Source organism: Mesorhizobium sp. CAU 1732 (genome assembly GCF_039888675.1).
GTDB lineage: Bacteria > Pseudomonadota > Alphaproteobacteria > Rhizobiales > Rhizobiaceae > Aerobium.
The window spans coordinates 2,754,438-2,776,021 of record NZ_JBDQQR010000001.1 but is presented as its reverse complement, the minus strand read 5'-3'; the positions used below and the strand labels follow the sequence as shown (position 1 = coordinate 2,776,021).

The window sequence follows — 21,584 nt, the reverse complement described above, 5'->3', positions numbered from 1 at the left end:
GCCATGGACCGCAAGCTCTTCATCGACGGTGAGTGGGTCGACGCGATCGACGCACGCCGCATCGAAATCAACGATCCCGCTACCGGCGACCGTGTCGGTTCCAGTTCAATCGCAGGCCGCGTCGACGTTGACCGCGCCGTCGAGGCCGCGAAGCGCGCGCTCGTTCCATGGGGGGCCACCCATGCGGACGAGCGCGCGCGCATGCTTCATCGCGCAGCCGACCTGATAGAGGAGCGCGTCGACGCCATCGCCGACGCGCTGACGCGCGAACAGGGCAAGCCGATCCCGGATGCCCGCAAGGAAATCCTCTTCGGCGTCACCGTGCTGCACTACTACGCCGAGGAAGGTCGGCGGCTCGGCGGCTCGATCCGGCCTGCCGCGCGGCCCGACATCCGCAGCATCGTCACCACCGCGCCGGTGGGCGTGGTCGGCGGCATCGTGCCGTGGAACTATCCCGTCGACCTCTACGCCTGGAAGGTCGCGCCCGTGCTCGCCGCCGGCTGTACGCTGGTCGTCAAGCCACCGCACGAAACCCCGCTGGCGATCGGGCTGGTGGTGCAGTGCTTCATCGATGCCGGCCTGCCCGCGGGCGTGCTCAACGATCTGCCGGGCACCGGCCCGGAGGTAGGCGCTGCCCTTGCCGAGCATCCCGGCATCGCGATGATCTCGGCGACGGCTTCCGTTCCGGCCGGCCAGTCGATCATGCGCGCGGGTGCCGCGACCCTCAAGCGCATGTCGCTCGAACTCGGCGGCCACAGCCCGTTCATCGTCATGGACGACGCCGACATCGAGGAAGCTGCCGCGGCAGCAGCCCGACGGTCCTTTTCCAACATGGGCCAGATCTGCATCGCGGTGAACCGCATCCTCGTGGCAAAGCCGATCCATGCCACCTTCGTCGAGGCGCTGGTCGCGGAAACGCGCAAGATTGAGCTCGGCCACGGCGTCGAGCCCGGCGTGCTCTACGGCCCGGTGCTCAACGAGAGCGTTCGCACCCGCACCACCCGCCACATCGATGACGCTGTCCGGCGCGGCGGCAGGCTGGTCACCGGCGGGACGGCTCCGAAAGGCGGCCTCTACGACAAGGGCTTCTTCTTCGAGCCGGCGCTGGTGGATGACGTGCCGGACGGCGCGCTCGCGGTCACCGAAGAGACCTTCGGCCCACTGGCCGCGATCCGTCCTTTCGCGAATGACCGCGAAGCGCTGGCGATCGCCAACGCCCTGCCCTTCGGCCTCGCTGCCTATGTCTATTCCGGCGACCTCGAGCGGGCATGGTCGATGGCCGAGCAGATCGAGGCGGGTGCGGTCGGCGTCAACGTCAACGACACCAGCGAATTGCAGGCGCCCTTCGGCGGCTGGAAGATGAGCGGCGTCGGACGCGAGCTCGGACGCGAGGGAATCGAAGCCTATCGCGAGTCCAAGCACATCAAGCTGCGGCTGCGATCCCGCATCGGCTAAGCAAACGCTCCTCCAGCCATTCGCTACGCCCGAGGGTTGCAAATATGACACAACCGTAGGGTAAGGTCGGCTTCCCACGATCTTCGTGGGAAACGTGCTTGTTCACGCGCAACCCATTGGTTATTGCGGAATGTACGATCTTTGACACATGCCTGGAGGGGCGATGCTGCGGGTTGCTGTAATCTTGCTGGCCGGCGCTTTGAGCGCGTGCGCGAGCCCATCATCCGGCCCCACTGTCGGCGACATCAACAGCGCCAGGCTCCCCAACAGCAACGAGCGGATTCCGATCATCGATCTCGCGGATGCGCCGATGGATACGCCCGCAACGGCGATGTCCTTTGCGCCGACGGACAGGGGGCTGAGCCCGTTCCAGTCCGACGGCAGCATGAACGCGCGTCTGCGTCGCGGCGACGTCATCGAGGTGACCGTCCTCGACACCGGCGAGGAAGGCCTGTTTTCGCCGACGGACAGCAAGACGCTCAACCTCGGTCGCTTCACGGTCGATGAAAGCGGCTTCGTCACCATGCCCTTCGTCGGTCGCCAGCGCGTGATCGACTCGACGCCCGAAGGCCTGCAGCGCCAGATCGTCAACGGGCTGCGCGGCTCATCCGTCAATCCGCAGGCAGTCGTCACCGTCGTCGACAAGCCCACCAGCAGCGTGACCGTCAACGGCAAGGTACGCGGCGCCGGCCGCTTCCCGCTCACCAGCAACCGCGAGCGCGTGCTCGACGCGATCGCCCTTGCGGGCGGGGCCGACGGCGCTCCGGGCGCGACCACCGTGACGCTCGTGCGCGGCCAGCATCGCGCAGGCACGACGCTCGCGCGCATCCTCAGCGACGACAGCCAGAACATCCGCCTGATGCCGGAAGACCAGATCTTCGTCGAAGGCGACGCGTCGAGCTTCACCGCGTTCGGCGCGTTCAAGAGCACCGGCGAATTCGAATTCGAGCCCGGCAAGATGTCGCTCGCCCAGGCTGTCGGCCGCGCGGGGGGCCTGCTCGACGATCAGGCCAATGCGCGCCATGTCTATCTGATGCGCAACCAGCCGGTTCGCACCGATGCCGCCTACATCTCGGCCGGCAAGAACCCGGGAACGCCGTTCATCACCACCAAGCCTGTCGTCTACCGCATCGACATGCGCCAGGTCTCGAACCTACTCCTGATGCAGCAGTTCCAGATCAGGGACGGCGATCTTCTCGTCGCGACCAACGCGAACATGGTCGACGCCGCGAAACTGGTTACCGTGTTCCAGAAGAGCCAGGCACTGCCCGCGGCGGTCGCACCCGCTCTCAACTGAGCAGCCGACCGTAACGCTAAAGCATGTCTCCCGAAAGTGGGGGACAGGTTTTGGCATAAAGACATACGTAAAAGACAAAGACCCAAAGCGCTGGAAGCGAATGCGAAGGATCGCGACACGCTTTAGGTCGTTTCAGGTTTTCACCGACACACCCCCTCCAGAACCGCATTATACGAGCGCGTCGAGAACGGCGCGCGCGCTCATGCCGGCGGGCGCGTTGCGAAGCGTTGCGCAGAGTTCCGTCAGATGAGGCTCCGGGTTCGCGGTGCGGTCGAGCATCAAGGCGAAAACCGCCCCGCAGGCGCGCACATCGCCAGCCCTGTCTGCGGCGCCAGCAGGTGCACCGAACCCGGGCGACCCGGCCGAAGCCAGCCCGAGCGAAGCATGCGTTTCCCCATGCTCCAGCGCGATGCCGAAATCGGCGATCTTGAGCGTTGGCATATCCCCCGCAGTCAGGAGCAGGTTTCGCGGCGAGATGTCGGCATGAACCATGCCGGCGTCGTGGATCGCGGCGAGACCCGAGAGCATATCCCGGGCGTAGCCATGGAGCCGTTCGCCGGTGATCGAGAGAGCGCCGTTGAGAATGTCCGCCACGCTGCCCGCCATCCATTCCATCACCAGTGCGGGACGGCCATCGGACAGGCGCAGAACCATTTCGGCGGACACGATGTTGGGATGGCGCATCGCCGACATCAGCCGCGCTTCCCGCAGGAGCAACCCGGCCGCGACGGCATCATGCGTCTGCGTCGGCGTCTTCAACGCGTGATGCGTTCCGAGGTCGCGGTGACGCAATTTCAGGATTTGCGTGCGGTCGCCCTCATGCGCGACCGCCTCGACGATGAAACTGTTGGCCACGATCCGCGCATCTGCGCGCGCGTCGAGCGTCGCGCTCTGCCGGTCCAGCGCGGCGCGAACCCGGTCGAGAAACAGCATGGCTTCCGAAGGATCGCGCGGCATGTCGCCATCATTGCGGATCGAGCGCCACAGCTCGGCATAGCGGTCTGCGATCGCGTCCATGCCGGCTGGACGATCCGCGCTCATTCCTCGGCGACGCCGATGACGATCGCGCTGACATTGTCGCGCACGCCGGCGATGAGCCCCTCCTGAACGAGGGTGGATGCGGCATCCGCGACCGGCGTGTCGCCGAGCACGGCTGCGATGGCGCGCTCGTCCAGTGTTCGCGAGAGCGGCGCGCTGCACAGGAGAATGCGGTCGCCGCGCTTGAAGTGGTCGATCACGACTTCCGGCACAAGTTGGCGCTCGCCGCCGACGCTGCGCGCCAATCGTCGCCTCAGGCCGACCTCGACATGGTCTCGCGTCAGCGCGCGCATCGTGCCGTCCCGCATCAGGTAAAGGCGCGCGTCGCCGGCCCAGATGGCGGCGAAATCCGGGCCGGCGCTGACCAGCGCGACGACGCTCGCCTGCGGGGATTCCGCGCCGCCGGCCGCTGCCTGCAGCAGGCCTTGCGCGCGGCCAAGCTTGCCCTTCACCTCCTGAACGAGGCTCGCCAGATCGTCCTGCGCAAGGGTGCCGGACAGCGCGTTCGCGATCATCTTGGCGGCTTCGGTCGCCCTCGCATCGTCGCCCACACCGTCCGCCACGGCGAACAGAAGCGGGTTTTCCGACAGCAGAAGCGCGTCGCTGTTGACGGTCAGCCGCGTGCCCGGATGCGTCGCATAGCTGCGTTCGAGCGGAGGCCGTTCGTCCGGTTCCGGCGGCTGCTCTAACGCCGGTTCCGGCGGCTGCTCTGCGGTGCTTGCAGCCTCAGTCGTCGTGTCGGCCGCGGGCCTCGCCACATCGAAGAGCCGGAGGAAATCCTGCGCCGACGGCGTCGCTTCGGTGCTGAAGCCGCGCGCCTTGCGGGTGTCCGGGTCGATGGTCCACCACAAAGAGGTGGAAGAAAGCCGGCTCGGAGACGACTTGGCCTCGTCCCGCTCGTCGTCGCGGGCATAGGGCAGGCGCAGCCGCTTGACGGCCGCGGGAAAGCTCGTCAGATCGAATTCGCTGGTCTGCGATGTCTCGGCCAGCGCTTCGGCAGCCGTGAACCATGTGTCGTCGAAGCACAGCAGGCGCGGGTCCTCGCGATAACCGGCGAGTTGCGCGACCACCACGAGCGGAAAGCTGCGTCCCACCCGATCGCTGTTGGGCAGCAGCACGCCGGCATGCGTCGCCGGCCCCCACAATCCGCGCGGCACCACGAAGCGCCAGACCGGCATCGTGCGAAACCGCTCGCGCCACGCCGTGCCGAAGGTGTCCTCGCTCATCTGCAGGCCGGCTTGCAGCCATTGGTCGAGCGCCTCCTGAAAGGCGGCGTTCATGCCCGAGGCGATGAAATCGCCATGCGTCGGCACCTTGCCGAAGAAGCCGATGCGATCCGTCGCCGCCGTGGTTACCTCACGCTGGTTCATCCCCTCCCCTCAGAGTTGCGCCGGGCACTGGAATTCCGCCATGGCCGGAAGCCTGAACGGATTGAGCACCGAGCCGAACTGCACGTCGAATTCCGCCCCCTTGCCGGCATTTTCGAAACGCGCCCGGAACAGATCGTCCGTCTGGTCCGAAATCTCGGCGCGGTCGAACAGGCGGAAGATCGACCAGTCGCCGTTCTCGGTGATGGCTTCCGCACGCCCTCCCGGAAGGAACATCAGACGCGACGAATTCTCCGACTGGGCGGACGGCCACGGGATCGACTTCGAGCGTGCCGCGCCGTTCGCGTTGTAGACGACGCTTTCTCCCTCGATCTCCATCATGACCGCCTCGGTGGCATTCCCCAGCGCGACCGGGCGAATGTTGATCGACAGGCTGGGGTCCTCCGCACCGTCCCGGAAGAAGGCGCGCTTGATACGGTCGGCATTCTCGAACTGGGCGAGCGCTTCGCTCGCTTCTCCCGGCGCACCGAACGTGCCGCGCCACGTCCATGGCGAAACGGTCGTGTCGACAAAGGGTTCAAGCCGCTCCGTGAAGAAGCGCTGGAACACGCCGGACGGTCCGAACAGCCGGACGAAGTCGCCCATCGCGACGTCGCGCGAGGACGAGCGGGTGAACGGGTAGCGGCCCGACACGATCGTCGAGCAGATCGAACCTTCCGACGCCCAGAGATCGCCAAGCCTCTGCCGGGCGGTCTTCACCGCCAGCGAACCGATGTCTGCGGCAACGCTCGCCACCCATGTGTCCAGCGGCGCGGGCATCCGCCTGCCCTGCTGGAGCAAATCCTGGTTGGCAGCTGTCAACTGGCTGTCGACGTTGAAGACCTGCGCGACTTCGGCGGTGGAGGTCGCCGCGCGCGACAATTGGCCGTGGAGCGTGGTGATCGATGCCTGCAACGCGGCCATCGGGGTCGGCTGCTCGCCATTCTGCGTCGGCGCGCTGCCGTTCGTTGACGCCGCGACCGCCTCGCGCAGCGCGCCGAACGGGTCGGGCGGCGTGAGGCCCGATCCGGCGATCACCCCTCCCGTGGCTTCGCCGACGGCCGCACCGAGCGGCTGGAGGTTCGTCGCCTCGGCAATCGCCTTGGCCGCGGCCTCCAGCGGCGGCGGATTGCCGGCCAGCATCCGGGTGGTTTCCGCCGCATCGCCGATTGACTGCGACGGACGCGGCCTCAGATCGGTGAGAAGCTCGCTCCACTGGGTTTCGAAATTATCGAAATAAAGCTGGAGTGCTGCCTGCGACACGCTGTCGATGGTCGTTCCGGCGGGGTTCTGTTCGCCGCGCACCCATTCCTCGTCCAGCGCTTCCCGCGCCGCCGTTTCGAGCGAGGGCGCCACGACGGCCTGATAGCCGCGCGCGGTGAAGAAGCCGGAGATACCCTCACGCATCGAGGCTTTCGAGGTCCGCGTGAACGCCTGCTCGCCGAGCGGCCCCAGCGCTTCGGCTGGAACCCATGCGGGCAGCAGCCGCGAGGCGCGCTGGTCGCGAAGGATGTCGTAGGCACGCGCGGCGACGCTGCGCTCGCGGATGATGGCGCGGGCGTCGGCGATCAGCCGGTCGTCCAGCGTGATCGGCTGGATCGGCCCGGAAGCCAGTGCCTCGGCATGGGCGACGAGCGCGTCGCGCGTGGGGGCGCGACCCTCTCCGGGGTAGAGTTCGGTGAACATATCCTGCGCGCGCACCGCGACGAAATCGGGGTTTGCCGGACCCATGCCGCCGAGCATCGCATAGAGCTTGAGATCGTCGAAAGAGCGCGCCGGATCGTCCGCCTCGGCCAGCCGCGTCTGGAGATGGTAGAGCATGCGGGGCAGCAGCAGGCCGTTGAGCGCCTTCTGGTAGGCTTCGCGCTGGCGGCTGGCGATCTTGGCCTCCTGGTCGAGGCCGAAACTCACCTGCCAGACCGGGCGAACGGTGAAGCCGGAATTGATGTTGCGCAGGTTGTCGAGCGAGGGCAGCACACGCAGGAAGTCCGCATCCGCGACGTCGCGGACGGGAATGTTGCGGGCCAGATCCTCATACGCGTCGATGCGCTCTTCGGCCTGCGCGATCGCACCGGAATTGTGGAAGTAAGTCATGGTCCAGCTTGCCAGCACGATCAGCAGGACCGCAGTCGCCACACCATAGGCGAGTTGGCGCATCACGAATTGCCGCCGCGACAGCCGCTTGTCGCGCGCCACCAGCGACGCCTCGCCGAAGATGACGTCGGAGAACAGCCGCGACAGGAAATAGCTGCGCCGCGCGCGCGGTGCCGCATGGGCGGAAGCCGCCTCTTCCGCCTGCGTGCCGGACGCGAAATAGACGCCGCGCAGCAGCGGCGCCTCGACCAGCCTCGAGCCGGAGCAGAGCTCCGTCAGAACCTCGTGCAGACGCTCCTTGAGGGAGGCGAGTTCGGCCGGAAACCGGAACAGCCGCCCGCGAGCCTCGATGTCCTGCTCCTGCTGCATGCGCTCGATCAGCATCGAGCCGACGCGCTCCTGCAACAGCGCGAACTCCTCGAGGAAGCGGTCGGGCAGGTCCTGCGACTTGTAGCTTTCCTCCAGGCCGAACGTCGTGCCCCACACCTGCTCGCGATCCGACTTGTTGAATCCGTCGAAGAATTCCACGAACCCCGGCAGCAGATCGGCCTTGGTCAGGACGAGATAGACCGGCACGCGGGCCTGAAGGAACTCGTCGAGTTCCGAAAGTCGCTGGCGGATCGCGCGCATCTCCTCCAGCCGCGCGGCGGAATCGCGGGTCAGCAGATCGCCGATCGAAATCGTCACCAGCGCGCCGTTCATCGGCTGCGAGCGGCGGTACTTTTTCAAGAGGCCGAGGAAGCCTTCCCAGCCGGCCTTGGATGCGCCGTCGAGATCGTCCTGCGTGGTGTAGCGGCCGGCGGTGTCGATCAGGATCGCCTCGTCGGTGAACCACCAGTTGCAGTTGCGCGTGCCGCCGATGCCCTGCACGGACTTCGTGCCCATCGCTTCGCCGAGCGGAAACTTGAGCCCTGAATTGGTCAGCGCGGTCGTCTTGCCGGAACCCGGTGCCCCGAAGATCACGTACCAGGGAAGCTCGTAGACATAGCCGAAGCGCTTGCGCGTTACGCGGCGCATCAGGGCCAGTGCCTCGCGCAGCCGGTCGCGGATTTCGCCGACTTCCGCCTGCTGGCGGTTCGCGGCTTCAGCCGCCGCATCGTTCTCGATGTCGTCCGCGAGCGCCTTGTCGCGGCGGCGGGCGCGCACGACGGTGACGATCATGTAGATCGCCCATGCCGCGATCACCACGCCGATGACGGTCAGGCGCGCCGTCGTGCTGGCGAGCGGCTTGAAGTCGCCATAGGCGGCGAGATGGCCGTAGAGCCAGACGACGACGCAGATCGCGATGACCCAGATGAGCGACAGGAACCGCGCGCCGAGGAACCCCGCATAGGATTCGACGTAGGCGCGCAGCGTGTAGAAATAGCTCATCGGGTTCATGGCGTGGTCTCCTGCACGTCACCCGTATCGAGCGGCGTCGTCTGCAACGGCGCGATGCCGACGGCTTCGAGGCTCTCGCTCGGGTCGGTCAGGACGAGAATTTCCGTCCGCCGATTGGCCTCGCGTCCTTCCTCGGTAGCGTTGTCTGCGACCGGGTCGCTGTCGGCGCGGCCGCGCGTCAGGATCGCCTGCGCGCCGGTGAACTCGGCGAGAATGTCGCCCACCGCCTTGGCGCGCGCTTCCGAGAGCTGGAAGTTCGACGGATATTGCAGGCTGCCGCGCATCGGCCTGTTGTCGGTGTAGCCCACGACGACGGCCCGGAAGTTCTCCGATGCCAGGGCGCCGCCGATCCGGTTGAACAGGGCGCGGAACTCGTCGTTGATTTCCGCGCTGCCGGTGGCGAACAGGCCGGTATTCGCGATCCGCACCAGAAGGCGGCCATCGGAATCGTGAAGCGTCACGGTTCCGCGCGCCACCTCGGGCTCGAGGAAGGCGAGCAGGTTTTCAAGCGCGCTCGGCGGCGCCGGCTGCTGCGGAGGTATCACGACGACAGGCTCTTCGCGCGGCGGTTCCTCGACGACCGGCTCGGCGCGCGGCAGAGCGGCAACGCTTGGCGCTTCCGCGGGCGGCAGGTTCGCCAGGCGCGAGAAGGTGCCGTCCGAGGCGCGGTTGAGCGACAGGGTGAAGAAGAGATAGCCGAACGCGAAAATCAGCGCGAGCAGCGACAGGAGCGTCCACAGCGCCACCGCCGTGCGCAGCGGCTTGTGACGCGCCACCACGCCCTTCCAGTGCGGCGACAGCTCGCGTTCGAACACGCCGTACTGGCCGAGCAGGGTCTTGTAGAGATTGTCGCGGATGCGGCTCAGTTCCAGCGTCCCGCGCGGCGAGACGCGCGTGCGGCCCTCGAAGGCGAGCGACAGCGACAGATAGATCAGCAGCAGGAGGTCCTTGCTGGACGCAGGCGTCTTGTGGAAATGGTCGAGCAGGTCGAACACCTTGTCGCCGCCGGTCACATCCATGTGGAAGGTCGAAACGAGGCCCGATCGCGCCCATCCGGCGCGCACGCCCCAGGGCTTGCTCAGGATCACGTCGTCGACAGTCGCGCAGACCACGTAGTGAGCCGCGCGGGCGCGCTCGGGGCTGATGCGGGCGCTGGCCAGATCACGCTCGTAGCGGCGAATGGCTTCCATCGTCACCCGCCGCAACTGGTCGATGTCCGGCTGCGCGTCGGTCTGACGGATCGCGTGCGCGAGATTGAGCAGCGGCGCGGCCGATGCGACCAGCGTCGGAACCTCGCCGCCGCCGAAGCGGAAGTCGCGCACCAGGGCCTCGACCGACCATGCGGTCGCCGCCGGCTTGCCGGGCGTCGCCGCCCGGTCGGATGACGGAGCCGGCTCCAGCACGTCGTCCAGGATCTCGGCCATCTGGCGCGCGGTCTTCTGCTTGCGCGCGCTTTCTTCCGTCAGTTCGATGACGGTCGGCAGGTCCTGCCAGGAAATGGGGGTCTCCTTGTTCATTCTCTCAACGCCCAGAGTTCCATTTCGATTTCAGGGAAATTGCCGGCAAGGTGGATCGCGATCGCACCCGACGTGTCGAGCTGCTTCCAGAGCGCGTTCTTGGTATCGAGCTCGAAATAGATCGTGCCGGACCGGTAGGGGAGCTGGCGCGGCAGAACGGGCAGCGAGCGCACCGGAATGCCCGGCAGCGCGACGTTGACCAGTTCCGCGATGCGCTCGACGGGGCCGACCTTGATCTGCGCCGGCAGGTTGCGGCGGATGTCCTCGGCCGACATTTCCGCGCGTACCGCCAGCACGAAGCCCGCGTCGCGCAGAAGCGTGCGATCGTTGATCGTGCCGACGCGAACGCCGTGGCGGCGCTCGACAAGCTCGACGGCAACCGCCGCCTGTTCCAGAACGGCCGACAGAGACGTGCGAAGGTCGTCGAACACCGCCCCGAACGCCGCCTTGAGATCGTCATGGCGGTAGGGCGGAAAGTCGCTCGCGCGCTTGGAATCGAAAGTGAAGGTCGCAAGCTCGCCCGCAAGCTGGATGCACAGTTCGTAGAAGGTGATCGGATGCATGCGCGTGGCGTTCGCCGAGATGTGGGCGAGCATCGGGTCGGCGCGGTTCAGGATTTGCAGCAGCAGGTAGTCGCCCACTTCCGCCGTTCCGCGGATGGTCGGATCGCCGATGCGTTCCGCGATCGCGCCGGCGCGATGACGCACGATGCCGAGAAGTTCGGTGATCAGCTCGCTCAGGCGCGGCTCGGCGGCGCAGTTCAGCGACGGCGCGATGAAGCCCGGATCGAGGATCACAGCCTTGTCGGAGCGGACCTCGCTGACGCGCGCCAGCCCCAGAAGTTCGTATCCCGACAGATCGTCGCCGGTCTTGAGATAGCGCAGGTTGAGCCGCCCGACGTCGATCGGCGCCATGAAGTCGGTCTCGACATTGGCGTCCGGCGCTTCATAGGCAGAGGCGACGACGCGCACCCCGTTGGACGACGCGCCGCCATTCATCGCCACGTCGGCCTTGCCTGACCGGCGCGCCGGCAGCGCCAGATAGATCACGGCATCGCGCACGCTTTCATCCAGATCGAGCGGCGGCGGAAGGTCGGCGTCCACCGGGGCCTCGAACAGCGTGCCGTCCGGCAGCATCCCGCGCAGATGCGACAGCGCGAACTGGCCGATCGCAAGCGCGCTGCGGTCGATGCCGATCTCGGCCACGCCCCACGGATAGGGCGACAGCTCGCGCAGGCTCGTGCGCACCAGCCGCTCGGTCCAGCGATCCGCCTGCTGGAAGTGCTGCACGCGCAGGAACATACCCTCGTTCCAGGCAACCCTGTTCTCGTATCTCATGGGTGTGGGTCAACCTCTCTGTCATCATCGGGCGTCGTCTCGCCGGCGTCGTCGTTGCGAAGCGCGTGAAAAGCGCCCTCACACAGCACGTCCCGAACCGAGAGCCGCCCGCCTTCATCGTCGAACTGGGCGCAATAGGCCTGCCAGTAGGTGCGGTCGCCGCGCCAGGCGAACCGGCGCGGTTCGGCGTCGATCCTGGATTCCAGAACCGACGGATCGAAGTGGCGCGTGGCATGAGCGAACATGCCGTCCAGCGCCGTGGCGAGCCGGGCCTGCTTGCGCAGCAGCGCTTCGAGCCGAGCCGCCATCACATCCTCGTCCGCATTTGAAAACAGGCCACGGGGAAACGCGTCTTCCGCGCCGGCCATGTCGAGCCTTGCGAGGAGGTCGGCATTCGCTTCCTCGCACCGCGCCAGAAGCGCTTCGAGACGCCGCAGGTCGGGCGCGGACGCGACGGCTCCGTTCACATGGGTCGCCCCGGTCACGACCAGCGGCTCGGCGGGCTCCGGCGCAGCATCCGTTCGTTCCGGTGTGTCTGCTGCCGCAGGCTCCTCCACCGGCCGGTTCCGCTTCAGCGGTATCGGCGCGCGCGTGGCGGAGACGTGTTCGAAGCGGCTGCTGGTTCCGGTCTCAACGTGCCAGTCGTCCGGCAGGACGTTGAACCCTCCGGTATCCGGCGCGCCGTCCCAGCCGATCGCGACATTGCGCGACGACGGTGCGTCCGGATTGGGCGTCTCGCGGGGCGAACTGGCGGAGAGCCAGTCGGGATCGGACGTCACGCCACCGCGCAGACCGCTGGCGCTGCGGCTCGACGGCGCGATATCGGACAGGATGGACGAAATCGTCAGGCTGTCGGCGTCGAGAGCGAGGTCGGCATCGGGGTCGTCATGGTCGGCGTCCCGCTCGCCGCTCATCGCGACGACCAGCGAGAAGCCACCCAGTTCCACGACCGAGCCGGCGTCGAGCCGCGCGGTCTCGGCTTCATGCACGATGACGCCATCGACGCGCGTGCCGTTCGCGCTCTTGTCGCGCAGCAGGAAGCCGTCGCGATCGCTTTCGATCACGCAATGCACCTTGGAGATGGTGCGCTTCGGATCCGGGATCTGCCAGTCGCAGTCGCTCGCGCGGCCCACCGTGCGGCTGCCGGTCTCGAAATACCAGCGCTGGCGCGGCTCGCCCTGCGGGAACCCGTGTGTCGGTTTCAATTCGAGGCGCAGCGTCATGGGGCCGCCCTCCCCTCGTCGCCATAGACGGCGCTGTGCGTCAGGATGGCATCGCCGCTGTCGCGCGCCGCGGGTTGGCCAAGCGCCCAACTGTTCCAGCCGAGGCGCGGACGATCGAGCCCGCTGCCGCCGAGCGTGCAGAAGGGAACGTGCTCCTTGCGCAGGATGACCTGAACGTCGAAATCGAGCCCGGAGCCGACATACAGCCGCGTTAGCGCGAAGAGTTCGCGGGCGGCGCGGCTGCCGGGCGCAAGCGCCAGATAGTCGCCGTAGTCCAGCGGGCCGACGACGATGCGAAAGCCGCCGCTGAAATCGCGGATCGCGGAGCCTGCCATCGCGTTGACGCCAAGCTGGATGCCGTCGCCTCGGCCCATCCGGCTCTGCTCGGTTTCCGGCACCGGCAGCCAGCGGCCACGAAACAGCTCGATCCGCACCGACAATCCGGTCACCTCGCGCAGCATGGCGGCGAGGCTGGTGGCGTTGCGGGTGCGCGCTGCGAAGAAGCCGCTGTAGCGCAAGATGAGATCTTCATCCACGCCGCTCGTCTCGCGCAGGCGCGCGGTGCGGAAACCGGCCAGCGCGAAAAGCGCGTCGGTGAAGGCGGTCGTCGCAGCACCGTGCCGCCAGCGCAGGAGGCGCGGCAGGCGATACTTCTCGCATGCATCGACGAACAGCTCGGCCATGCGCGCGCTGAGCATGTCGAAGAACGATTTGAGGCCGCGCGACCGATTGCGCTCCTCGCGCATGACGACTTCGTTGTAGGCGGGAGGCAGCGCGCCGATGGGGCCGAGAAGACCGGGAAATGTCGTGCGCACGCTGGCCTTGCCGTCGCCGCGCCGCAGCGCGTCTACGGCAACGGGTGCGGTCGAGACGCCGACATAGGAGACGATTTCGAGCGTCTCGCCCGCCGATTGCGCGACCCGGAACGCGGTCGTCGGCTCGAAATGGCCGGGATCGGCTTCCAGCCTTTCGGCGAGGTCGATGCTGTCGGGTCGGAGCGCCTGGTTCATCCTACCCTCCCCTACAACAATGGCCGCTCGGCGGCGCGCGCCTGCCATTTTGCGATCGGCGTCGACTGGCCCCGCATCGAGGCCGTCAACCGCGTGAACGTATTGATGGACGTATAGAGCCCGAAGAAACACTCCAGCACGGCACCGAACAGATAGGCCGATCCGCGATCGATCATCGCCGGGTCGAAGGTGATGGCGATTTCCGTGCCCGGCACCATGCCGCCGCTGCCGAGCCGCGCCGTCGATGGCCGCGCCTGAACGGCCACGATCGCATCGACGAGCTGCTTCGTCTCGGGCGCGTCGCGAAACGCGTAGAGCGAGAGGATATCCTTGAGCGCGGCCCCCTCATTGTCGAACAGCGACAGATGGTTGAGCTGCAAATGCGACATCAGCCGCCAGTTCCGCCCGTCATGGTCCTGCATGCGAACAGAAGGTGTCGGCGGCATCAGCGCCTCGACCTTGGCGACCGCTTCGTGGCCGGACGCGATCTGGAGGTGCGGATGCCCGCCGCCGAAGGGAAGCTTTTCCGGCAGGTCGCGATTGAGGCAAAGCGCATCGATGCTCGCGACCGCGTCGAGCCCGCTTGACACATGCCGGTCCGCATCCACGAAGGCGATGTCGCAGAACCCTTCGCCATCCTCGAAATGGCGCTCGATCTGCCAGAAACGATCGGTCGCGCTGCCGCGCAACGAGCGGCCGAAGAACGGCCGGCATGTCTCTTCGCGGCCGTCGCGCCCAGTCACCAGAACGCGTTCGACGGAGTGGATTTCGCGCGTCCGCTGACGGCGCGAATCCGGCAGCAGGCGATGCTCGGTGCGCGCGCCGTCGAGCAGGATCGGCTCGCAGGACTGGCGGAAGAGATTGACGACCGGCGTCGCGTGCAGCGCGAAATCCCGCGTGCCGACGCTGCGCTCCAGCTTGGTATCGGCGTCATCGAGATAGACGAAAATCTCCAACGTCTCGCCCTGCCAGCGCTCCAGCCCGGCGATGTCCAGGAACAGGAATTTCTGCGGCAGCGCGAAGAACTCGGTCAGCAGCCGGTAACCCGTGAAGCTCGATGACGGATAGGGCAGCATCGCCTCGCCGTCCGCGAAACCGACCCGCCGCAGATGGTCGCGCGACAGGAAGACGGCATCGGGGTCGTCGGCATGACGCGCCAGCGCGATCCCGATCGTGTGGTTTGCGAGAAGTTCGTAAAGCGCGCTCGCCTCCCGCCATCCCGACGCGAGATGAAAGCGCAGGCTGCGCAGGCCGGTTTCCGCGAGAGACTTGGACGCGTCGTTGTGGCGGAGCGACAGGCGCAGGCAGGACGCAGCGCCGCCGAACGACGACAGCGGCGCTTCGATCGGCAACCCGCTCAGCCGCGCTGCTTCGAGATGGACCGGCGCGATCTCGACATCCTGCGTGGTGCGAAAACGGCAGGTCTCGCCGCCGATCGGCTCGGCCAGGATTTCCGTGTGCCGCGGCACGGTCTGCACGCCGGCCAGCGTGTCGCCGGGCGTGAAGCGCACGATGCTCATCGACGGGATCGGCGCGAGATAATGCGGATAGAGCGTTTCGAGCAGTCCGCTCGTCAGCTCGGGAAACTCGTCGTCCAGCTTCTGGCGGATGCGGGCGGCGGAATAGGCGAAGCTCTGGATCAGCCGCTCGACATGCGGGTCGTCAGCGATCTCGCCGGTGACGCGCAGCCGCCCGGCGATCTTGGGAAAGCTTTCGGCAAAGCGTGACGCCCGCCTGCGCAATGCGGCGAGTTCGTCATTGTAGCGCTGCAGGAAGCCTTCAGCCACGCGCAGCCTCCACGAGGAAACGTTGCGTCGACGGATCGATGGTGGATTCGAAGCTGATCGGCGGCATGCCATCATAGAGCCGGAACGAGGCCTGGATACGCATGCGCAGCGTCCGCTCCACCGAACTGCGATTGTGCAGGATCGTGACGCGCACGTCCGACAGCCGCGTCTCGAACAGTGCGATGCGGCGCTCGATCGAACGCGCCAGCGCGAGCTTGGATTCGTCGGTCACCAGATTGGCCGACACGATCCCGTCGACGCCATAGGCATGCAGTGCATCCTTCAGCTCGACCAGACCGCCCGGCGTCGCGACAGGGCAGCGGCGCGTGTTGAGCAGCGCCTCGAGATCGCGCCGGATCGCCTCGCGCATCTCGCGAACCTGATCGACCATGCTCGATGGCGGATCGATCTGCGCGTCGGGATCGGCATCCACCAGCCGGTCGAGAATCGAGCGGGCAAGGATGCGGTCTCCGGGCCTATAGCGTTCGAGCGCGTCAGCCATTCATGACACTTTCGCGTTCGCCGGCCGGTTCGACGCCGAACGATCTGGCGTCGTGGAACGAGACCAGCTCGTCGCCGGCCAGGAAGCAGCGCTGCCCGCGCCCGGTCGTGATACCGGCCTCCTCGACCCACTCGGTTTCCCGGCCCAGACGCAGCCGGGGCTCATTGCCGGTGCCGTGATAGATCGCCGGGAGCAGGACCGGGGCGGTCGCGCCGTCCTTGAGGGACAGTTCCGCCCGCCGGAACGCCAGGTCGCGCGGACGCTCGATCGGCTCGACCGTCACAGAGGCGATGCGCGAGAAATCGACCCAGAGATAGGCGCCGCCGGTCATCAGGGCTTCGAGCGCATGCGGCAGCCGATCATCGAGATCGCGGAAGTCGGCAACCTGCTTGCCGTTCCAGATCATGGCCTGCTCGCCGCGCTGTTCGTCGAGCCGGGACAGTGCGTCTTGCGTGTTGTCGACGCTTCCCTCGCGCACCGACAGCGCCATATCGATCGCAGCCCGGTCGAGCGCTGTCGGACCGTTGGGGAAGGACGGCACCGCGCCGCTCTGAAACCACGCATCGCGCGCGGCCATGGCGCGCAACTGGTTTCGAAGAAGCGCGAAACCCATGGTGTCCTCCGGCGAGAAGGTCGCTGCCAGGCTGCATTGCGCGTCCGCCTTTTCGTAGTCTCCCGCCACGATCAGCAGGTCGATGTAGAGATGGCGCGCATGCTTGTCGCCCGGATCGGATTTCACATGGTCGCGCGCCTCATTGAGAGCCATCGACAGGGCGTCCTCGCCAAGCAGCGTCGCGATCTTTGCGGAAAGTGTCATGCGGACATCCTTTGCTCTGCGATGGGTGCGTAGGCGCCGGGCTGCGCGGTCGCCGTTTCTGCAATGAGGTGGAAGCTCGTCGAGACGTCATCGAGCTGGTAATGCGGCTGGAGCCTGACGGTGCACGAGAAGATGCCCGGCTTTCCCGGAACCTCCTCGACCTTGATGCCGGCCGAGCGCAGCGGGAAACGCGTGCGCAGGACCAGGTCGGCATCGTCGTTGCCCAGCGTGTAGCCGGTGAGCCAGTCGGACAGCTTGCGCTCGATCGAGCGCGCATCCGATAGCTGGCCGATCTCGTCGCGCATGATGACCTTGAGGTAGTGCGAAAAGCGCGACGCGCAGAGCACGTATTGCAGCATCGCGGCGAGCCGCGCGTTCTGCCGCGCATTCTCGTTCGCGTAATGCTGTGGCGCGTGGATCGACTGGTTGGAATTGAAGATCGCAGACGACGACAGATAGGTGCTCGCCGCCGGGATCAGGCCGAGGTCGCAGAACTGCTGTTCCTGGCTGCTGGTCAGCCGCACCTCGACCGGCGCCTGCGCCGACAGGCCCTCGCTTTCCGTGCCGAGTTCGTAGGGCGCAAGCTCCTGCGCCGACAGAAGCCCGCCATCGACCGCATTCTGGCTGACCCCGCGAATATCGGCGAACCAGCCGGATTCGATGAAGTTGCGGATGATGATCGCGGCAAACGCGAAGGCACCGTTGCCCCACAGAAGCGTGCGTCCGTCGGAGGCGATCGTCTCGCGAAACGGAAAGCCGTCGTCGCGTCGCAGCGAATGCGGCTCATAAGGCGCGCGCATCAGGACACGTGGCGCAACGAGGCCGATGAACCGCGAATCCTCGCGCGCCCGCAGCGCGTTCCAGCGGATGCCATGCTGCCCGTCCACCAGCTTCGCCGGGTCCGACACGCGATTGAGTTCGGCGAAGCTTTCAAGCCCCGCCATCATCGGCGAAGCGCCGGCCACGAAGGGGCAGAACGCCGCCGCTGCGACCATGCCGACATCGCCCAGCGTGCCGATCGTATCGTCGCTGCCGTGCGGCGACAGATGGTAATTGCCGATCAGCAGGCCGAAGGGCTCGCCGCCCGCCATGCCGAATTCGCGGCTGTAGACCAGATCGAAGAGGCTGCTCTGGTCGAAGTCCGTGGCCCGGCGCATGCTGCGCGACAGCTCGTCCCAGCTCGCGCTCAGAACCTTGATCTTCACGTCGGTCGTCTGCGAGCCCATGCGCACGAGCATTGCGAGCCCCCGCCATCCCGCTTCCATGGCCTGGAAATCGGGATGGTGAAGGATCGCATTGACTTGACGGTTCAGCGCTTGGTCGATCAGCGAAATGAGCTGATCGGCCCGCCGACGCCACGATGTGCCCGAGGCTGCTTGCATCATCAATCCGGAGCTTGGCTCCGCACCGTTCTCACGGCGCGGAGCTGAGAAAGCCGACTAGCTCTTTGCCGGGATACGCGCGACCATGCGCAGCGAGGTTGTGAGTTCCTCCATCTGCAGCCACGGACGCATCCAGGCCACGGCATTGTAGGAACCGGGCTTTCCGGGAATTTCCTGCACCGTGACCCGCGCTTCGCGCAGCGGATACTTCGCCCGCGAATCCTCGCCCGCGCTGTCATTGGCGTTGACGTAGTTGGAAATCCAGCGGTTCAGCCACGCCTCGCAATCCTCGGCCTCCATGAAGGAACCGATCTTGTCGCGACCCATGACCTTCAGGTAGTGGGCGAAACGCGAGGTGGCCATCATGTAGGGAAGCCGCGCCGACACGGCCGCGTTGGCGGTCGCCTCGGGACGGTCGTAGATCTTCGGCTTGTGTGCCGTCTGCGCACCGAAGAACACGGCATAGTCGGTGTTCTTGTAGTGGCACAGCGGCAGGAAGCCGAGCTTGCCGAGTTCCGCGTCGCGCCGGTCCGTGATGCCGACTTCGGTCGGGCACTTCAGATCGAGGTCGCCATCGTCGCTGGCGAAGACGTGCATCGGCAGGTTCTCGACCTTGCCGCCGTTCTCCGCGCCACGGATGGCCGTGCACCAGCCGCTCTTGGCGAAGGCGTCGGTGAGACGCGTCCCCATCACGTAGGACGCGTTCATCCAGCAATATCGCTCATGCGGCAGCTCGCCGTTCTTGGAGCCGTTCGTCTCGTCGTAGTTGAACTCGTCGACCACGTTGGTGCGCGGGCCATAGGGCATGCGCGCCAGGACGCGCGGCAGCGCCAAAGTGACGAAGCGCGAATCGTCGCTCTCACGCAGCGACCGCCATTTCGCATATTCGACCGTCTCGAAAATCTTCTCGAGATCGCGCGGGCGGGCGAGATCGCGGTAATCCTCGAAGCCGAACATGCGCGGGCTTGCCGCGGTGATGAACGGTGCGAACGCGGCCGCTGCGATCGACGACATGCTTTGCAGGAGCTGGACGTCCTCGAAGGAATTGTCGAACTCGTAATCGCCGACGATCGCGCCGAGCGGTTCGCCGCCCGGCGTGCCGAACTCGTCCTCATAGATCGCCTTGAACAGCCGCGACTGATCGAACTCGACCGCCTTGGACAAATCCTTGGAGACTTCGCGCTTGCCGGCATTCAGCACGCGGATCTTCAGGTTCGCGCTCGTCTCCGAGTTCGACACCAGATAGTGCAGGCCGCGCCACGTGCCTTCGAGCTTGGTGAATTCCGGCGACTGCATGATCGCGGCAAGCTGTTTCGAGATCGTGGCGTCGAGTGCCGCGATCGCGTTGTTCAGCGTGATCGTCAGGTTGCGATCGTAGACGATCGTGCCCTTCATCGCCTGGTCGGTCAGCGTGCGGATCAGGTTCTGCGCGCGGTCAGGCTCCGTCTGGCGCGTCGCCGCGACCACCTTGGAGAGCAGGCTTTCTTCACCGTCGAGCGTGACGGTTTCACTGGTCTTGACTTGCGTTTCAACGCTCATCGTTTCGTCCTTCCGTCACATCGATCAGGTGGCAGGGGTGCCGTTGCTGCGGCTCTGAAGCTCGTTGACGAGCTTGCCGAGATCCGCCTGGTTCTGGAGGATATCCTCGAGCATCCGTTCCAGATCCTCGGACCGGTCGGCCTTGCTCATCAGGTCGCGAAGCTGGTTTCTCGCATCGAGCAGCGCCTTGAGCGCCGGCACCTGGTTGACCACCGAGCCGGGTTCGAAGTCTTCGAGGCTTTCGAACTTGAGCGACACGGCCATGTCGGTGCCGTTGCCTTCAAGCGTGTTGTCGACCGAGATGTTGAGACCGGGCGTCATGCGGCGCATGACGTCGTCGAAATTGTCACGATCTATCTGCACGAACTTGCGCTCGCCGAACGGCTTGAGCGGTTGGGTGGGATCGCCCGAGAAATCGCCAAGCACGCCGACGACGAACGGCAATTCCTTGACGACCATCGCGCCTTCGGTTTCGACCTCGTACTTGATGTGGACCCGAGGCTTGCGAACCCTCTCCAGTTTTTCATGAACACTGGCCATTTTCGATCAACTCCTTCATCTGTCGGCCATCTGCGTGGATGGCGTTTTCTGGATTATTCTTGTTACGGATGCGGCTGAGGCTTTCGCATCAGCGTCGTTCGAGCAGCGCGAGCCTCACCCTCCGCCGTCGGGCTTCGGCTGGATGCCTGCTGCGGTAAGCACCGATTTCCGCGCCTGGGGTTCAGGCAGGAGCTCGGCAAGCAATTCCGAAAAATCCATGCGGCCGCGCCGCACCAGTGTCTCGATCGACATCGAGATCGGGGAATGCGGTTCGCTGCGGCGGAAATACCGCGCGACCGAGAGAAGAACCTCGAACGCCTCGTCCCGCGAATTGATCGCGCGAGGGGTGCGGTCGAGCCCGTTCGCATCGGTGTGGCCGGCTTCCTGCGCCGCAGCACCGCCGGAGATGTCGAGCGCGGGAGCGGCGGAGGCGGCTTCGTCCTCCGGCTGGAGACCCGCCAGAACGCGGATTGCGGCAGCCGCTTCAAGGAGGACGTTTCTAGTGTTCGACGACGGCGGAGCCGCATCGCCGCATCGCTCATCGAGGATTTCGACGAGGCGATCGAAGGCGTCGATGCATCCGGTCACCGCCGCAAGGTGTTCCGTCATCGCGGACATCCCCGCCTCGCCGGCCTCGTCGTAGAGCATCTCGCGGCGCTCGCTCTCGCCGGCGCGCTGCGCAAGCTGATAATCCCAGAGCGTGAGGCGCGCGAAACCGGCGCCGGGCACCAGGGGCGCCAGCCGGATCGCCTGAATCAGCGTTCCCTCGCCGCTCACCCCGTTGAGACCGGCAAGCGGGGCCACTTTTTCCTCGATATCGCTGGTATCAACAGAATGAACATCGTCCCAATGTTCCTCAAAAAGTGAACAACAGGCTGAGAATAGATCGCGAAGCCCGGCGAAACCGTTGAGCCGCACCTGGGCCTCAGCCACCCAGGCGAGGATTTCGACGTCCTTGCTGACGTCGCCCAGAACCTGCAATCCGAAGTTGTTGACATCGTGCCACTCAGACGCGAGCCGCATCGGCTCGCCTGGTGTGACGTTACGTTCAAGGCTTCGTGCTGAGTTTCTGGCGTCTTTTATTTTGTAGTATATTTCATTATATTTCGGATCGCTCCTGATATTAATACCACACGGGCTATCGCCCTCCAGTCTATTTGCAATATCATCAAGCTCCCGAAGCACGGCGCCTCCACGTTGCTGCTAGCAAGCATTCAACAATCCATTGTCGTCCTACATAGAGGCGGTGTCAATTATGACAAGCCCATGACAAGAACACGACAATACCAGCCACACTCG

Annotated in this window: 16 protein-coding genes; 2 read left to right on the top strand and 14 right to left on the bottom strand. The window is 66.0% G+C overall.

Annotation, left to right across the window (positions count from 1 at the left end):
• Window positions 1-3: 3 nt before the first annotated feature.
• Window positions 4-1,455, top strand: coding sequence for an aldehyde dehydrogenase family protein (locus tag AAFN55_RS13490; protein WP_347799352.1), 1,452 nt, complete (start codon window positions 4-6; stop codon window positions 1,453-1,455).
• A gap of 163 nt (window positions 1,456-1,618) precedes the next feature.
• The gene (locus AAFN55_RS13485) at window positions 1,619-2,752 is read left to right on the top strand and encodes a polysaccharide biosynthesis/export family protein (protein ID WP_347799351.1); all 1,134 of its coding nucleotides are present in this window, start codon (window positions 1,619-1,621) and stop codon (window positions 2,750-2,752) included.
• 168 nt (window positions 2,753-2,920) lie between these two features.
• Here the strand turns inward: AAFN55_RS13485 and AAFN55_RS13480 are convergent, their stop codons facing one another.
• The 14 genes from AAFN55_RS13480 to tssA all read right to left on the bottom strand — a co-directional run bounded on the left by AAFN55_RS13480 (window position 2,921) and on the right by tssA (window position 21,470).
• Window positions 2,921-3,769 (bottom strand): protein kinase, encoded by an 849-nt coding sequence (locus tag AAFN55_RS13480; RefSeq protein WP_347799350.1) that lies wholly within the window; start codon window positions 3,767-3,769, stop codon window positions 2,921-2,923.
• 20 nt (window positions 3,770-3,789) lie between these two features.
• A complete protein-coding gene (gene tagF, locus AAFN55_RS13475) occupies window positions 3,790-5,160 on the bottom strand; it encodes a type VI secretion system-associated protein TagF (RefSeq protein WP_347799349.1) in 1,371 nt (456 codons plus the stop codon).
• Window positions 5,161-5,169: 9 nt separating this feature from the next.
• A complete protein-coding gene (tssM, locus tag AAFN55_RS13470) occupies window positions 5,170-8,631 on the bottom strand; it encodes a type VI secretion system membrane subunit TssM (protein ID WP_347799348.1) in 3,462 nt (1,153 codons plus the stop codon).
• On the bottom strand, window positions 8,628-10,148 hold the full coding sequence (tssL, locus tag AAFN55_RS13465) for a type VI secretion system protein TssL, long form (protein ID WP_347799347.1): 1,521 nt from the start codon (window positions 10,146-10,148) through the stop codon (window positions 8,628-8,630). The genes tssM and tssL overlap by 4 nt, the downstream gene beginning before the upstream one ends.
• Entirely contained in the window at window positions 10,145-11,485 is a 1,341-nt protein-coding gene (tssK, locus tag AAFN55_RS13460; RefSeq protein ID WP_347799346.1) for a type VI secretion system baseplate subunit TssK, read from the bottom strand. The genes tssL and tssK overlap by 4 nt, the downstream gene beginning before the upstream one ends.
• A complete protein-coding gene (locus tag AAFN55_RS13455) occupies window positions 11,482-12,708 on the bottom strand; it encodes an FHA domain-containing protein (protein ID WP_347799345.1) in 1,227 nt (408 codons plus the stop codon). Before AAFN55_RS13455 ends, tssK begins: the two co-directional genes overlap by 4 nt.
• On the bottom strand, window positions 12,705-13,718 hold the full coding sequence (gene tssG / locus AAFN55_RS13450; RefSeq protein WP_347799344.1) for a type VI secretion system baseplate subunit TssG: 1,014 nt from the start codon (window positions 13,716-13,718) through the stop codon (window positions 12,705-12,707). The genes AAFN55_RS13455 and tssG overlap by 4 nt, the downstream gene beginning before the upstream one ends.
• 11 nt (window positions 13,719-13,729) lie before the next feature.
• A complete protein-coding gene (gene tssF / locus AAFN55_RS13445) occupies window positions 13,730-15,505 on the bottom strand; it encodes a type VI secretion system baseplate subunit TssF (RefSeq protein WP_347799343.1) in 1,776 nt (591 codons plus the stop codon).
• Window positions 15,498-16,007: a type VI secretion system baseplate subunit TssE gene (tssE, locus tag AAFN55_RS13440; protein WP_347799342.1), complete on the bottom strand. Its 510-nt coding sequence runs from the start codon at window positions 16,005-16,007 to the stop codon at window positions 15,498-15,500. The genes tssF and tssE overlap by 8 nt, the downstream gene beginning before the upstream one ends.
• Window positions 16,000-16,824, bottom strand: coding sequence for a type VI secretion system accessory protein TagJ (locus AAFN55_RS13435; RefSeq protein WP_347799341.1), 825 nt, complete (start codon window positions 16,822-16,824; stop codon window positions 16,000-16,002). Before AAFN55_RS13435 ends, tssE begins: the two co-directional genes overlap by 8 nt.
• Complete coding sequence (gene tssC, locus AAFN55_RS13430) at window positions 16,821-18,209, bottom strand: type VI secretion system contractile sheath large subunit (RefSeq protein ID WP_347800257.1); 1,389 nt, start codon at window positions 18,207-18,209, stop codon at window positions 16,821-16,823. The genes AAFN55_RS13435 and tssC (AAFN55_RS13430) overlap by 4 nt, the downstream gene beginning before the upstream one ends.
• Before the next feature lie 54 nt (window positions 18,210-18,263).
• Window positions 18,264-19,745, bottom strand: coding sequence for a type VI secretion system contractile sheath large subunit (gene tssC / locus AAFN55_RS13425; protein ID WP_347799340.1), 1,482 nt, complete (start codon window positions 19,743-19,745; stop codon window positions 18,264-18,266).
• Window positions 19,746-19,769: 24 nt separating this feature from the next.
• Entirely contained in the window at window positions 19,770-20,285 is a 516-nt protein-coding gene (gene tssB / locus AAFN55_RS13420; protein ID WP_347799339.1) for a type VI secretion system contractile sheath small subunit, read from the bottom strand.
• 114 nt (window positions 20,286-20,399) lie between these two features.
• Window positions 20,400-21,470: a type VI secretion system protein TssA gene (gene tssA / locus AAFN55_RS13415; RefSeq protein WP_347799338.1), complete on the bottom strand. Its 1,071-nt coding sequence runs from the start codon at window positions 21,468-21,470 to the stop codon at window positions 20,400-20,402.
• Window positions 21,471-21,584: the final 114 nt, after the last annotated feature.